Origin of the sequence: Micromonospora sp. WMMC250 (genome assembly GCF_027460215.1) — a bacterium.
GTDB classification, from domain to species: domain Bacteria; phylum Actinomycetota; class Actinomycetes; order Mycobacteriales; family Micromonosporaceae; genus Micromonospora; species Micromonospora taraxaci.
This window is the reverse complement of record NZ_JAPZBJ010000002.1, coordinates 1,445,968-1,459,639: the sequence shown is the minus strand read 5'-3', so window position 1 is coordinate 1,459,639 and position 13,672 is coordinate 1,445,968. Positions and strand designations below refer to the sequence as shown.

Below are 13,672 nucleotides of genomic sequence, written 5' to 3'. Positions count from 1 at the left end.
GGTTTCAGGGGACATGGACATCAGTGGTATCGACCACATCGAACTCTACGTGGGGGACGCCCGGCAGGCGGCCTTCTACTTCAGCACCGCCGTCGGCTTCGACATCTGCGGCCAGGGTGGCCCGGAGACCGGGCTGGACGGGCAGCGCTCACTGCTGCTCTGCCACGGCGACATCAGGTTGCTGCTCACCTCCGGGTTGAGCGCCGAGCATCCGGCGGCACAGTACGTGCAGCGCCACGGCGACGGCATCGCGGTCGTCGCCGTCGAGGTCGACGACGTGGCGTCCGCGTACGCCGAGCTGGTGGCTCGCGGCGCGACCGGGGTGACGCCGCCGACCACCCGCACCGGCGCGGACGCCGAGGTGGTGATCGCCGAGGTGGACGGTTTCGCCGACGTGCGGCACCGGTTGGTGCAACGCCGTGGCGACCGGGCCGACTTCCTGCCCGGGGCCATCACACCGACGCCCTCGTCGGCGCAGGAGCATCCGCCGGTGCTCGCCGAGATCGACCACCTGGCGGTCTGCGTGCCACCCGGTCAGCTCGACGACACGGTGCGGCACTTCGAGTCGCTGTTCGACTTCGCGCAGATCTTCGAGGAGCACATCGAGGTCGACGGGCAGGGCATGAACTCGAAGGTGGTACAGAGCGGATCCGGTCGGGTGACAGTGGTGCTGCTGGAACCGGACCGGGCCCGGCGTCCGGGGCAGATCGACGCGTTCCTCGACCAGCACGCCGGTGGGGGAGTGCAGCACCTGGGCCTGCGCACCGACGACATCCTCACCGCCGTCGAGGCGCTGGGCCGGCGCGGGGTGCGCTTCGCCGGCACCCCGGGCAGCTACTACGACTCCCTCGAAGCCCGGGTCGGTCGGGTGGACGCGCCGCTGGACCGGCTGCGTGAGCTGGGCGTCCTGGTCGACTCCGACCACGACGGCCAACTGTTGCAGATCTTCGCCGAGTCGATGCACGTGCGCCGCACGCTGTTCCTGGAGCTGATCGAGCGGCGCGGCGCGCGGGGCTTCGGCAGCGGCAACATCAAGGCGCTCTACGAGGCCAAGGAACGGGAACTCGCCACCGTGGCGGCCACCCCGCAGGGGGTGGGCGCATGACCGCTCTCACCGACGAGGAGCAGGCGCTGCTGCCCTCCGACGAGGACGTACGCCACTACGCCGAGCACGGCTGGTATTTGTCGAAGAAGCTGTTCACCGACGACGAGGTGGACGCCCTCGCCGCCGCCACCCAGCGCTACTACGACGGTGAGCGGGACCGGCGGCTGCCGGTACGACCACCGAAGCTTGCCTACTGGGACCCGTCGAAGGGACCGGTGCAGCGGCACAACGACTACGTCCACCACGAACACGACGGGCTCGGCGCGATCCTGCGCAAGCCGCTGATCGGCGCGGTCGCCGCCCGGCTCGCCGAGGCCGACGAGATCCGCGTCTTCCAGTCCACGCTGATCTACAAACCGCCGATCGACGGTGAGCCGACCAACATCGTGCCCTGGCACTTCGACAAGCACTACTGGGCGTCCTCGTCGTCGGAGAAGATGCTCACCGCCTTCATCCCGTTCCACGACTGCGGGGAGGAGATGGGCACCATCACCATGGTCGACGGCTCGCACCGGTGGAAGGAGATCGGCGCGGACGACACAGTGGTGCGGCACTTCGCCGACCGGGACCGCAGCCAGCTGGAGGAGATGCTGGCGGAGAACGCCGCGTACAACGGCGCGGAGATCCGCAAGGTCCCCATGGTGATCCCCAAGGGGCACGTGAGCTTCCACCACTGCCGCACCTACCACGGCAGCGGCCCCAACGTCAGCGGTCGCCCAAGGCAGGCGATCTCGCTGCACCTACAGGACGGCGACAACGCCTGGCGGGAGTATCAGCTCTCCGACGGGTCGCTCGCCGCGTACAACCACGACGTGCTGGTCCGCCGCACCCACGAGGGGCGACCGGACTACGCCGACCCCGACTACTGCCCGGTCATCTGGCGCCACCGCGCCCCACAGGGAGGCTGACATGTCACGGTACGACTGGGGTAAGACGCACCCGGGCATCGAACGGTTGGAGCGGGCGGTGACCGACCGCCGCGACGCGGTGGTCAAGCACCCTCTCTACGCCAACCTGGACACCCACGAGGCGCTGGTCACCTTCATGGAGCACCACGTCTTCGCGGTGTGGGACTTCATGTCGCTGCTGAAGTCGTTGCAGCGGCAGCTGACCTGCGTCACCGTGCCGTGGATCCCGACCGGGCCCACCGGCAGCCGCCGCCTGATCAACGACATCGTGATGGTCGAGGAGAGCGACGAACTGGGCGGCGGCTTCATCAGCCACTTCGAGCTGTACGTGCGGGGTATGGGCGAGGCCGGCGCGGACACCACCGCCGTCAACGCCCTGATCGACCTGCTGCGCGCCGGCCGGCCGGTGCGCGACGCGCTCACCGAGGCCGAAGTGCCGGACGCCTCGGCGAGGTTCGCCGCGACCACCTGGCAGATCATCGAGTCGACCCCGGTGCACTGCCAGGCGGCGGCGTTCGCGTTCGGCCGGGAGGACCTGATCCCGGACATGTTCACCCAGGTCGTCGCGGTCAACGAGGTCAGCAACCGGCTGCACACGTTCGTCGACTACCTGGAACGGCACATCGAGGTCGACGGCGAGCAGCACACCCCGATGGCCATGCAGATGCTCGCCGACCTGTGCGGCGACGACGACACCAAGTGGCAGGAGTGCGCCGACACGGTCAACACCGCGCTCGCCGCCCGGGCCCGCCTCTGGGACGACATCCTCGCCGCCATCAAGGGCCCGGCGTGACCGACGCCGACCCGGTCCGGCTCTACCGCACCGTCCGGCTGATCCGCCGGTTCGAGGAGCGTGCGGTGGAGCTGGTCCACGGCGGGCAGATCGTCGGCGGCATCCACCCGTACCTCGGTCAGGAGGGGATCGCCGCCGGCGTCTGCGCCGCCCTGGACGCCGACGACGTGCTCGCCGGCACCCACCGTGGCCACGGGCACGTGCTGGCCCGGGGCGCGGACCCGGCCCGGATGCTCGCCGAGCTGTGTGGCCGGGTCACCGGCCTCAACGCCGGGCGGGGCGGCTCGATGCACGCCGCCGACCTGAGCCTCGGTGTGCTCGGCGCCAACGCGATCGTCGGTGCGTCCGGGGCGATCGTCACGGGCGCCGTGTGGGCGCACCGCCAGCGGGGCCGCGACACGGTGGGGGTGAGCTTCTTCGGCGACGGCGCCGTCAACGAGGGCATGCTGCTGGAGGCGTTCAACCTGGCCGCGCTGTGGCGGGTGCCGGTGCTGTTCGTCTGCGAGAACAACGGCTACGCCACCACCATGCCCGTCGCCGGCGCGGTGGCGGGCACCATCACCGACCGGGCCGCCGCGTTCGGCATCCCGGCCGTCGTGGTCGACGGCCAGGACCCCGAGGGGGTACGCGTCGCCGCGGCCGCCGCCGTCGGCCGGATGCGCGCCGGTGGCGGCCCCGAACTGATCGAGGCCCGCACCTACCGCTTCGACGTCCACCACACCTTCGAACACGCGGTACGCCTCGACTACCGCATGCCCGACGAGGTGACCCGTGGTCGGGCCCGGGACCCGGTGGACATCCAGGGTTCCCGGCTCTCCGACGCCGACCGGGCGGCAGTGGACGCCGAGGTCGAGGCGACCCTCGACGCGGCGGTGGACTTCGCCCTGGCCAGTCCGCACCCCGACCCGGCCGACGCGATGGCCTACCTGTACGCCAGCGGCCTGACCGCCCGCACCGGAGGTGGTTGAGGTGCCCCGACTGTCGTACCGGCGGGCGCTGACCCGGGCCCTCGCCGACGAGTTGGCCCGCGACGAGGCGGTGTTCCTGCTGGGCGAGGACGTCCAGGTCGGCGCGTCGATGGTGACCACCGGCCTGGCCAAGCGGTTCGGCGTCGACCGGGTCCGCGACACCCCGTTGTCCGAGCAGGCGTTCACCAGCTTCGCCACCGGGGCGGCGTTGGCCGGGCTGCGGCCGGTGATCGAGTTTCAGATCCCGTCGCTGCTGTTCCTGGTCTTCGAGCAGATCGTCAACCACGCGCACAAGTTCCCGCTGATGACCGGTGGTCAGTGCGCGGTGCCGGTCACCTACCTGGTTCCCGGCTCCGGGTCGCGGACCGGCTGGGCCGGACAGCACTCCGACCACCCGTACAGCCTCTTCGCGCACGTCGGCGTCGTCACCGCCGTCCCGGCCACCCCGGCCGACGCGTACGGCCTGCTGGTCAGCGCGATCCGGCACGACGACCCGGTGGTGGTGTTCGCGCCCGCCGGCGCGATGGACGTACGCGACGACGTCGACGACCTGTCGCCGGTGCCGCTGGGCCGGGGGCGGATCCACCGCAACGGCTGCGACGTGACGGTGGTCGCGATCGGGCACCTGGTGCACGACGCGCTCGCGGTCGCCGACGAGCTGGCCGGCCAGGTCTCGGTGGAGGTGTTCGACCCGCGCACCCTGTATCCGTTCGACATCGACGGTCTCACCGAGTCGGTGGCCCGCACCGGACGTCTCGTCGTGTTCGACGACGGCAACCGGTCCTGCGGGATGGCCGCCGAGATCATCACCTCGGTGCTGGAGCGGGTGCGACTGGTCGCCCCGCCGCGCCGGGTCACCCGACCGGACGGCGCGGTGTTGCCGTTCGCGCCGGCCCTGGACCGGGCCGTGCAGCCCGGTCGGGACCAGCTCGCCACCGCCATCCACCTGACCATGAAGGACGCATCATGATCGACCCTAACTACGTGTGGCCGGCGGCCGACCGGGCCTGGGCCGAGCTGCCGGAGGCGGCCCGTCGGGCCATGGTGGCCAGCGGGGCGGCGGCCTGGGAGCAGGTCTTCCACGGTCGGGCCACCTACAACAAGCAGTGGCGGCTGGCTCGCCCTCCGGTGCTGGCCGCCGACGCGTGGCGGGAGCTGAACGAGGTCTGCGACCGGCTCGCCCAGCTCATCCTCGACGCCTGCCGCCGTCGGGCGGGCACCGCCGGTGAGCTGCGTCGACTGCTCGGCGTACCGGCGGGGGAGACCCGGCTGCTGGACGAGTCGGAGCCGCTGACCGAGGCGCTGCTGGCCGCGTACCGCCCGGACGTGGTCTTCGCCGACGGGGTGCCGAAGTTCGTCGAGTACAACATCGACAGCAGCCTCGGCGGCGGGTTCGACGCCGACACCGTCATCCAGCGGTACGCGCGCCTGTACGGGGAGCAGGGGATCCTCGACGGCCTGCCGGCGCGGGCCGCACCGTCCCTGCTGGACCAGCGGTTCGTGGCGATCCGGGAGGAACTTCGGCTGCCCGACGGTGCCCGGCTGGCGCTGCTGATGGACTTCGACGCGGACTACCCCGGCCTGGACGACCCGGAGACGTTCATCCGGATCCTCGACCCGCTCGCCGTCCGTGCCCGGGACTTCGGCATCGACCTGGTCATCGCGCCCCTCTCCACGGCCTCTGTGGACGTCGACAACCGCCTGGTCGTCGGCGGTGGGCCGGTCGACGCGTTGTTCCGGCTGTTCGTGCCCAACCGGGTCACCCCGACCGCTGGCCTCGACGCGGTTGCCGGCGCCCTCGCGGCGGGCACCCTGCCGATGTTCGTGTCCGCGGCGGCCTGGCTGCTCGGCAACAAGACCACGTTCGCCTGGTTGTGGGAGGACGTGGACGGGCTACCCGCCGACGACCAGACGCTGATTCGGCGGCACGTGCCGTACACCGTGCCGTTGACCGCCGAGGTGCTCGACCGGGCCGTCGCCGGGCAGGCGAAACTGGTGGCCAAACCCGCCGACGGTTCGGCCGGGCACGGCGTGCTGCTCGGCCCGGAGCTGAGCCCGACGGAGTGGGCGGCCGGGGTTCGGGCCGCCGTCGAGCAGGGCGGCGCGATCCTCCAGGAGTACCTGCCGACCGACCGGGTGCCGATGGACTTCGTGCAGATCGAGACCGGCGAGACGGTGACGGCCGACGTCCCGTACTCGCTGGCCCCGTACCTGTTCGGCCGAACGGCGTCCGGCGGCCTGGCGAGGGTCGGCTACCCCGGCTGCGACGGTGTCCTCAACCTGGCCCACGGCGTCCTCCTGACCGGAGTTCTCCTGACCGACTGAACCGGCCACCCCCTCCCGGGTGATCATGGGGTTAGCGGGGCTCCGGACGGCTCCCGGCCCCGCCAACCTCATGATCACCGGGTGCGGGGAGCTGGCGGGAGAGGGCGCGGAGGGTTTCGGCAGTCGCTATGGCGTCGCTGCGGGCGCTGCCGTGGCGGCCGTCGGTGCTGTAGAGGGTCGGGTCGGCCGTCAGCGGGTGGTAGGTGAGGTGCACGTGCAGGGTGCCCAGACGCTCGGCGAGTCGCGCGGTGTGCGCGGACAGGCGGCGCATTCGCTCCCGCAGACCGGGGCGCGCCGCCTCCGGCACGGCCGGACTGTACGAGACGTCGAACATGCCCACCGTGATCACGTCCGCGCCGGCCTGCTGGAGGGCGACGATCATCTCGGTCAGTTCCCCGTCCACGCTGTCCGCGTCGTACCGGGACCGGAAGGCGTCGTTGCCGCCGCACACCACGAGCGCCAGGTCCGGACCGAAGGCGAGAGCCGGGGCCAGCTGGGTCGCCCGGACCTCGTGCGCGCGCAGCCCGCTGCGGCCGAGATTGAGGTACGCCAGACCCGGACGGGCGGCGTCCAGTTCGGCGGCGATCCGGTCGGCCCACTGCTGGTCGGAGTAGCCCGCTGTGGGTTCGCAACTGCCCTCGGCAACGCTGTCGCCGAGCACGACGAAACGGCGCCACCCGTGCCCGCTCAGCAGCGCCGCGCTCTCGCCCTCGCGCAGGCAGTACGGATCCGTCGATTCGGCCAGCGTCGATGCCATGCCCGCAGGCTAATCGAGTGTTCCGGGGGTGCACAGCGGCCCGCGCTCAATCCGTTATCCGGACCTCGGCGAGGTACACGCAGGTCCGTCCCTCGTGGGAGGAGTAGTAACTCACCCAGAGCAGATCGTCGTGCCAGACCAGGCCGGGATAGCTGGTGTCACCGCCGGAGGGCAACGCCACCAGCTCGGTCAGCTCGCCCCGGTCGGGGTCGACGGCGCAGATCGCGGTGCGGACCTCGCCGTCGTGCAGCCGTACCCCGGCCAGCAGACGCCCGTCGGGCAGCCGCAGCAACGCCGGCCCACCCACCTGGACGCCCAGATCGGTCCACCTCCAGTCCTGGTACGGGGGCAGTGCCCGGCCGAGTAGCGCGGTGGCTTCGGCCCCGTCGCGGCGCAGCAGACAGAAGGCGGCGCCCTCCGGGGTGAAGACGAGCCCAGACTCGTTGGGGTACCCGCCCTCGACCAGCACCGGCACCCACGGCTGGAGGTCGACTCCGTCGGTGCTGCGGTAGAGCCGGGCGAACCTCGGCTCCCGGGTGGCGTAGCCGACGCCGTACATCGCGCCGTCGTGCCAGGCCGCCCGCCACACCCAGACACCCGGTTCCCCCACCGGGACCGGATCGCCCCAGGCGCGCCCGTCGCCGGAGTGCCAGGCCACCGTCTGGAACGTCTTGGTGGTCGCACCGGTGGCCGCCGCCGCCAGCAGTTGCAGTCGACCGTCCGGCCGGGTGACGAAGCGCGGGTCCCGCAGGTCGACGCCGACCTGCCGCAGGACGGCGGCGGACGTCCACGATCGCCCGTCGACCGACGTCAGCACCCGGATCACGCCGTCGTCGCTGAGGTGGGTCCGCGCCTCCCGGAAGGCGCAGAACCACTCTCCGGCGTACCCGACGAGGTCGGTGAACGCGCTGTGCGGCGCGCTGTCGCCGATCCGGCGGACGGCGGCCACCTCGGCGCTGGTGCGGCGGACGGGGGACGACGTCATGCGCGCGGCCTCCTGGGTCGGGGAGAGCGCCGACGGTAGCCGCCCCGACCGACGCCCGCGCGGCCACCGACCGAACATTCGACGAACACCGGTCGGGTGCGGCGGAGGTGCTGTCGGGTTGACGTCGTCCGGGCGGTCTCGTCGGCGTGCTGAGGCGCGCCGGTGGCACCGGCCGGCCACGATGGATGGTGGCCGATCCTGCGGCGGTGTCCGATGCGAGGAGGGGGCGACGATGCTCGACTCGTTCCTCCAGGCCCTCGCGGCCAAGCTGGTCGAGGAGATCCTCAAGCGGTTGGTCGAGTGGCTGACGCCGAAGGCATTGCGCTCCGTGCCGCACCGCGCTTCGCCGAACTGCCCCCGCTGCGGCGGGTACGGCGTCCGCCGGTGGGCGCCCGCCGGCATGTGGCTGTTCCTGCCGTCCCTGCTGCTCTTCGCGTGGGGCTTCGGGTTCACACTGCTCGGGGTGCCGGTGGCAGTCCTCACGGTCGTGGCCGTGGTGATGGCGAACGGCGTCGGCGGGCTGCTGTCCGCCCTGCTCGCCGTGCTGGGGCTGCTGGTCCCGGTCGCCCTGATGATCGTGGGCGCGTTCGGCCTCGCCCATTACCACAGCTACCCGCCGAAGTGGTGCGCCCGCTGTCACGGCAGGTGGCCGAGGCGCGATCGCGACGAATACCTGCGGGCGTCGGCGCCGGTCGTGACCTGCGGTTGCGGTCAGCGGTTGCGGGTGCCTCGGACGGCCGCCGGAGCGCGGCTGCGCTGCCCCCGCTGCCGCACCGAACACGCCGCCCCGGCCCCGACCGGTTAGGTTCTGTCTCGCGGATCATGAATCTCGCTCGTTAGGCCCTTTGTGGCACGAGGAGATCTGACGAACCACGAGTGGGCTGTGTTGGCGCCGTTGCTGCCGACACAGCCCGTTCGAGGTAACCAGTGGCGTGATCATCGGCAGGTCATCAACGCGATCTGCTGGGTCAAACGGACCGGTTCGCCATGGCGTGACCTGCCCGAACGGTATGGGCCATGGAAGACCGCGTACCAACGGTTCCGCCGCTGGGCAGCCGACGGCACCTGGGCCAGCCTCAAGGCGCACGTCATCGCGTTGGCCGAACTCGACGACGACATTGACTGGGACGCCCAGGTCGACGCCACCATCGTGCGGACCCACCAACACGCGGCGGGTGCCCGAAAAGGGGGCTGAGTAGCACCGACGCGCGGGCAGCGCAAGGCATCGGCCGGTCCCGCGGCGGACTGACCACGAAGATCCACACCCTGGCCGACGGACGTGGCCGCTCTCTGGCTACCCGCATCACCCCAGGTCAGGCCGCCGACACCCAGCAATTGATCCCACTGCTCGACCAGGTCCGAGTGCCGCGTCCCGGCCAGGTCGGCAGACCACGCAAGCGACCTGACTCCGTCACCGGCGACAAGGCGTACTCCTCGCGAGCCAACCGCAAGGCCCTGCGAGACAAACGCATCACCACCGTCATCCCCGAGCCCAACGATCAGATCGCCAACCGGAAGCGGCGAGGACAACGTGGCGGCCGACCACCGACCTTCGATCCCACCGCCTACAAGCGCCGCAACCAGGTCGAACGCGGCTTCAACCGACGCAAACACTGGCGCGGCCTCGCCACCCGCTACGACAAACTCGGCTCCCACTTCCAGGCCACCCTCGACCTGGTCGAAACCCTCGACTGGCTACGCGCCGTCCCCGACCACCAAGATCTACGAGACAGAACCTAGCCGCCGGTGAGCCCTTGGTTGGCGCGGTGGGCGTCGTAGGACGGGCTTTCGGTGGTCTCCGGCAACGCGAGCGCGAGCCGGCGTACGTCCCCCCAACCGGGCATGGCCACACCGTACGGGCTCAGTGCGACACGGTGTGCCCGGGAAGCAGTTCGCCGAGGACGTGCCGGGCCCCGGCGGCCCGCTCCGGATCCGGGTCGTCGAGCGTGATCAGTGCCTTCCACAGCGCCCAGCCACGCCCACGGGCCCAGGTGGCGTCGTCCACACCGAGCGCGTCGCGGAAGGCGGCCCGGCTGGCGCCGCCCAGCAGGGTCCAGGCGATCACCGTGTCGCAGGCGGGGTCGCCGACGCCGCAGCAGCCGAAGTCGATGACGGCGGCGAGCCGGCCGTCGCGGACCAGCAGGTTGCCGTCCGCGATGTCGCCGTGGAACCACACCGGCGGCCCGGCCCAGGTGGCGTCGAGGGCGGCCTGCCACATGCCGGTCACCGTGTCGACGGGCAACCGGTCCCGGTGCGCCTCGATCGCGGCCCGGGTCTCGGCGTCGTAGGTGGACAGCGGGCCTCCCCGCCAGGCGCTGTGCGGGCCGGCGGCCGGGCCGCCGTCGGTGTCGACGGCACGAAGGGCGCGCAGGAACGCCGCGAGGTCGGTGGCGAACCGGGTCAGGTCGTCGATCCGGTCGGGGCGGGCGGTCTGCCCGTCGATCCAGCCGTACACCGACCATGGGTACGGGTAGCCGGAACCGGGTCGACCGTGGGCCAGCGGGGTGGGGATCGCCAGCGGCAGCCGCGCCCCGAGCATGGGCAGGCACCGCTGTTCCTTGGCGACCTGGAGGACGTACCCCTCGTCGCTGGGCAGCCGCACTGTCATCGCGTCGCCCAGGTGGAAGGTGCGGTGTCCCAGCCGCCGACCTCGACCGGCCGGACCGGCAGGTGCGCCCACCGGGGGAACTGCTCGGCGATCAGCCGACGCACCAGGTCGGTGTTGATCTCCGTTATGCCGGTGTCCGGCTGCGCGCTCATTCGCCCGAGCCTGCGGGCGTCGGCCGGGACCCGCAACCGATTTGCGCTCTACGGCGTGGTGGCGGGGGTGGGGCGCGACGGCGTGGTCGTCCGGGCCAGCAGGGGAGACGCGGTGACCAGCAGGCAGAACGCGGCCATGAGCAGCAGCGCCGGGGTGAGGTCGAGCGCTTCCACGGACCAGCCGCCGAGCAGCGCGCCGACCGGCAACCCGACGAAGGCCAGGGACCCGGCGATGCCGATCACCCGGGTCTGGAGCTCCGCCGGTACCCGTTCGTAGAGCGCCACCCCGAGCAGTGGGTTGACCGCCGCGATGCCGATCCCGGACAGGAAGGTCACCACGAGCACCACCGGCAGGTCGTCGCTGATCGCCAGGGCGACCAGCCGGGGTGTACCGGCGATCAGCGCGCCGACCAGGAACGTCAACCGACGGGGCAGTCTCGGCCCGAGCGCGGTGAACACCACGTTGCCCAGCAGTGCTCCCGCCGAGAACGCCGCCAGCACCAGGCCCAGCCCGCTCGGCCCGTGCAGTTCCCGGGCTACCCAGACCGGGATGTAGACGGCCACGCTGGCGTTGGCCACCATGTTCAGGGCCGAGACGACCACCAGCATGCCGAGCAGCGGCCGGTCCCGGCCCAGGTAGCCGAACCCACCGCGCAGCGCACGAAGGTAGTTCTCCGGCGGGCCCGGTGGCGACGGGGTGGCCGGCGGACGCACCAGGACGCCGATCAGCAGCGCGCAGACCCCGAAGGTGGCCGCGTCGATGAGGATCGCCTCGGTCACCCCGAACGCGGCGATCAACACACCGCCCACGGCGGCGCCGAACAGGGTCACCACCCGGCTCAGCCCGTCGTACGCCGAGGTCAGCCGGATCAGCGGCACCCCGGCGGCCTCGGCGACCGGTCGGAACATCACGTGCTTCACCCGGTCGCCGATGCCGCGCAGCGCGCCGGCCACCGCCACCAGGGCCACCAGCGGCGCGAAGCCGAGCCACGGGGTCAGCGCGACGACCACCATGGCCACCGCGCTGCCCGCGTCGCAGAGGATCGACGTACGACGCAGGCCGAACCGGTCCGCCCACGGTGTGCCCAACGCGCTGGACAGCAGGTACGGCAGGGTCTCGGCGAACGCGACCAGGCCCATCTTGGTCGGACTGCCGGTGCTGACCAGCACCAGCCAGGGGATCGTCACCACCGAGATGCGGGTGCCCAGGTTGGAGACGAGGTCCGCGCCGACCAGGACGACCAGCTGCCGCCGGGGCGTCACGCCCCGACCGCCGCCGCCCGCCGCGCCGCGTACCGCTCGCGTAACGCCCGCTTGTCCACCTTCACCGACCGGTTCACCGGCAGCCGGTCGACGACCTCGACGCCGGCCGGCGCCCACATCTCGTTGAGTTCCGCGGTCACCAGGTCGATCAGCTCGGCCCCGCTCACTGTCGCGTCCGGTGCGAGCACCACGTACGCGTACGGGACCTCCCCGACGGTGTCGTCCGGTACGCCGATCACGGCCGCGGCGCGTACCTGGGGGTGCCCGGCCAGCACGTCCTCGATCGGACGGCAGAAGATCGCCCAGTTCCGCCTGTGCGTGACGATCATGTCGTGCGCCCGGTCGACGAGGTAGAGGTAGCCGTCGTCGTCCAGGTGACCGATGTCGCGGGTGCGGACCCATCCGTCGACGAGCGTCTGCGCGGTCAGTTCCGGCTGGCCGTGGTAGCCGGCGAAGCTCAGCCGGGTGTGCACCCACACCTCACCGTCGCGCCCGGTGGGCAGCACCGTGCCGTCGTCGTCGCGGATCTCGATCCGCACGTCGCCGTAGGGGCGGCCGCAGGACCGCAGCCGTTCCGGGTGCTCCGGGTCGTCGGTCAACCCGGGCAGCGCGGTGATCACCACGGCTTCGCTGAGGCCGTACACGATGCGCAGCACCGGGCCGAACCGCGCGATGGCCTGGCGCAGCCGGGCGGGCGCGGCGGGCCCGGCGCCCACGTTGAACATGAACATCGCCGAGAAGTCCGCGCCGACCAGCGCCGGGTGGTCCAGCACCTCGTAGAGCATCGGCGGGGTGACGAAGGTGGAGGTGATCCGTTCCCGCTGCACGGTGTCCACGAACGCCACCGGGTCCCAGTCGTCGCGCAGGAACAGCACCCCACCGGTGAACAGGTTGAACAGGGTGGTGATCTGCCCGCTGGCCAGCCACATCGGTGAGTGCGACAGGTGCCGCAGCAACGGGAAGCCGGCGGCAAGGAAGTCGGCGGCCAGGGTGAGGATCTGGGCGTAGAAGCTCTCCCGGTGGTGCACCAGCTTGGGGCTGCCGGTGGTGCCGCTGGTCTGCAGGAACGACTCCGGCGCCGCCCCGGGTGCCGGCAGCTCCGCCACCTCGACGGAAGCGGTGAGGTCCGGGCCGGCGCCGCCCCCGCCCAGGCAGCACACCGGCGTGCCGGGCAGCGCGGCGGCCAGGGCCGGGCCCAGGCTGGCCGGGTCCCGGGCGTCGTAGACCAGGGCGTCCGGGCGGGCCAGACGGATGAACTCGTCGACCTCCCGACGGGACGTGACCGGCGCGACCCACATCGTCCGGCAGCCGATCAGGTGCAGCGCGAGTTGGAGCAGCGGACCCTCGACCGCGTTCGCCACGGTCACCAGCACCGCCGCGCCTGGGCGTACGCCGTGTCGGGCGAGCGTCGCGGCCATCGACCGCACCAGCGCGGCAGCCTCGCTGTAACTGAGGCGACGGCCCCCTCCGACCAGCGCCTCCCGGTCACCGAAACCGGCGAAGAGATCCAGCGCCCTGTCCACGTAGGTCGTCGCGTGCCCGGGTGTGTCGGTCATCCGGCAGCCCCCTTCTCCAGACAGCGGCGCGCCCGGTGACGACGCGACGGCGGCGCGCGCTCCGGTGGGCCCGCCGCCTGCGAGCCTAGGCCGGTAACGGCTGGTCGGAACCGTGCCGACGGGCGGTCCGACGGGCCCGCCGGACATTTGATCGCGTCGATCAGGTTGATTGACGCCCGTCAGCGGCGGCGGCTAGGTTTCTGGACCATCGTCCGGGCGGGAGCCGTCCTCGGACGACCCTGGGCTGCCACA

General features: G+C 72.0%; 14 protein-coding genes. 8 read left to right on the top strand and 6 right to left on the bottom strand.

The window, feature by feature from the left end:
* Window positions 1–13 precede the first annotated feature (13 nt).
* Genes hppD through O3438_RS06270 form a run of 6 tightly spaced genes read left to right on the top strand, consistent with a single transcriptional unit; the run spans window position 14 to window position 6,099 of the window.
* On the top strand, window positions 14–1,105 hold the full coding sequence (gene hppD / locus O3438_RS06295) for a 4-hydroxyphenylpyruvate dioxygenase (RefSeq protein ID WP_269679026.1): 1,092 nt from the start codon (window positions 14–16) through the stop codon (window positions 1,103–1,105).
* The gene (locus O3438_RS06290) at window positions 1,102–2,013 is read left to right on the top strand and encodes a phytanoyl-CoA dioxygenase family protein (protein ID WP_269679025.1); all 912 of its coding nucleotides are present in this window, start codon (window positions 1,102–1,104) and stop codon (window positions 2,011–2,013) included. The genes hppD and O3438_RS06290 overlap by 4 nt, the downstream gene beginning before the upstream one ends.
* 1 nt (window position 2,014) lies before the next feature.
* Complete coding sequence (locus O3438_RS06285; RefSeq protein WP_269679024.1) at window positions 2,015–2,806, top strand: DUF3050 domain-containing protein; 792 nt, start codon at window positions 2,015–2,017, stop codon at window positions 2,804–2,806.
* Complete coding sequence (locus O3438_RS06280; RefSeq protein ID WP_269679023.1) at window positions 2,803–3,774, top strand: thiamine pyrophosphate-dependent dehydrogenase E1 component subunit alpha; 972 nt, start codon at window positions 2,803–2,805, stop codon at window positions 3,772–3,774. Before O3438_RS06285 ends, O3438_RS06280 begins: the two co-directional genes overlap by 4 nt.
* A 1-nt stretch (window position 3,775) precedes the next feature.
* Window positions 3,776–4,744 (top strand): alpha-ketoacid dehydrogenase subunit beta, encoded by a 969-nt coding sequence (locus O3438_RS06275; protein ID WP_269679022.1) that lies wholly within the window; start codon window positions 3,776–3,778, stop codon window positions 4,742–4,744.
* Window positions 4,741–6,099, top strand: a complete 1,359-nt coding sequence (locus O3438_RS06270) for a hypothetical protein (protein WP_269679021.1) — start codon at window positions 4,741–4,743, stop codon at window positions 6,097–6,099. Before O3438_RS06275 ends, O3438_RS06270 begins: the two co-directional genes overlap by 4 nt.
* A gap of 31 nt (window positions 6,100–6,130) precedes the next feature.
* On the opposite strand, the gene O3438_RS06265 is transcribed toward O3438_RS06270, so the two are convergent.
* Window positions 6,131–6,856: an SGNH/GDSL hydrolase family protein gene (locus O3438_RS06265; protein ID WP_269679020.1), complete on the bottom strand. Its 726-nt coding sequence runs from the start codon at window positions 6,854–6,856 to the stop codon at window positions 6,131–6,133.
* Window positions 6,857–6,902: 46 nt separating this feature from the next.
* Window positions 6,903–7,841 carry an exo-alpha-sialidase gene (locus tag O3438_RS06260; protein WP_269679019.1) on the bottom strand — a complete coding sequence of 313 codons (939 nt, stop codon included), beginning with the start codon at window positions 7,839–7,841 and terminating at the stop codon, window positions 6,903–6,905.
* A 232-nt stretch (window positions 7,842–8,073) separates the two neighbouring features.
* On the opposite strand from O3438_RS06260, the gene O3438_RS06255 reads away from it, so the two are divergent.
* Entirely contained in the window at window positions 8,074–8,646 is a 573-nt protein-coding gene (locus O3438_RS06255; protein WP_269679018.1) for a hypothetical protein, read from the top strand.
* A gap of 42 nt (window positions 8,647–8,688) precedes the next feature.
* Window positions 8,689–9,581, top strand: a protein-coding gene (locus O3438_RS06250; RefSeq protein ID WP_442929568.1) for an IS5 family transposase whose coding sequence is annotated in 2 segments (ribosomal slippage) — window positions 8,689–9,033 and window positions 9,036–9,581 — 891 coding nt in all. Because the reading frame shifts where the segments join, the coding sequence is not laid out codon by codon here.
* Window positions 9,582–9,702: 121 nt separating this feature from the next.
* On the opposite strand, the gene O3438_RS06245 is transcribed toward O3438_RS06250, so the two are convergent.
* From O3438_RS06245 to O3438_RS06230, 4 genes are read right to left on the bottom strand one after another with little or no spacing between them, the layout of a single operon-like run.
* Window positions 9,703–10,449 (bottom strand): aminoglycoside phosphotransferase family protein, encoded by a 747-nt coding sequence (locus tag O3438_RS06245; protein WP_269679017.1) that lies wholly within the window; start codon window positions 10,447–10,449, stop codon window positions 9,703–9,705.
* Window positions 10,446–10,601, bottom strand: a complete 156-nt coding sequence (locus O3438_RS06240; protein ID WP_269679016.1) for a hypothetical protein — start codon at window positions 10,599–10,601, stop codon at window positions 10,446–10,448. Before O3438_RS06240 ends, O3438_RS06245 begins: the two co-directional genes overlap by 4 nt.
* A 48-nt stretch (window positions 10,602–10,649) precedes the next feature.
* Window positions 10,650–11,864: an MFS transporter gene (locus O3438_RS06235; RefSeq protein ID WP_269679015.1), complete on the bottom strand. Its 1,215-nt coding sequence runs from the start codon at window positions 11,862–11,864 to the stop codon at window positions 10,650–10,652.
* Window positions 11,861–13,420 (bottom strand): AMP-binding protein, encoded by a 1,560-nt coding sequence (locus tag O3438_RS06230; protein WP_269679014.1) that lies wholly within the window; start codon window positions 13,418–13,420, stop codon window positions 11,861–11,863. Before O3438_RS06230 ends, O3438_RS06235 begins: the two co-directional genes overlap by 4 nt.
* Window positions 13,421–13,672 lie beyond the last annotated feature (252 nt).

What these genes read in the sequence shown, in the direction of transcription:
- hppD (WP_269679026.1), top strand. Translation starts at nt 14, where the DNA reads ATGGACATCAGTGGTATCGACCACATCGAACTCTACGTGGGGGACGCC.
- O3438_RS06290 (WP_269679025.1), top strand. Translation starts at nt 1,102, where the DNA reads ATGACCGCTCTCACCGACGAGGAGCAGGCGCTGCTGCCCTCCGACGAG.
- O3438_RS06285 (WP_269679024.1), top strand. Translation starts at nt 2,015, where the DNA reads ATGTCACGGTACGACTGGGGTAAGACGCACCCGGGCATCGAACGGTTG.
- O3438_RS06270 (WP_269679021.1), top strand. Translation starts at nt 4,741, where the DNA reads ATGATCGACCCTAACTACGTGTGGCCGGCGGCCGACCGGGCCTGGGCC.
- O3438_RS06265 (WP_269679020.1), bottom strand. Translation starts at nt 6,856, where the DNA reads ATGGCATCGACGCTGGCCGAATCGACGGATCCGTACTGCCTGCGCGAG.
- O3438_RS06260 (WP_269679019.1), bottom strand. Translation starts at nt 7,841, where the DNA reads ATGACGTCGTCCCCCGTCCGCCGCACCAGCGCCGAGGTGGCCGCCGTC.
- O3438_RS06255 (WP_269679018.1), top strand. Translation starts at nt 8,074, where the DNA reads ATGCTCGACTCGTTCCTCCAGGCCCTCGCGGCCAAGCTGGTCGAGGAG.
- O3438_RS06245 (WP_269679017.1), bottom strand. Translation starts at nt 10,449, where the DNA reads ATGACAGTGCGGCTGCCCAGCGACGAGGGGTACGTCCTCCAGGTCGCC.
- O3438_RS06240 (WP_269679016.1), bottom strand. Translation starts at nt 10,601, where the DNA reads ATGAGCGCGCAGCCGGACACCGGCATAACGGAGATCAACACCGACCTG.
- O3438_RS06230 (WP_269679014.1), bottom strand. Translation starts at nt 13,420, where the DNA reads ATGACCGACACACCCGGGCACGCGACGACCTACGTGGACAGGGCGCTG.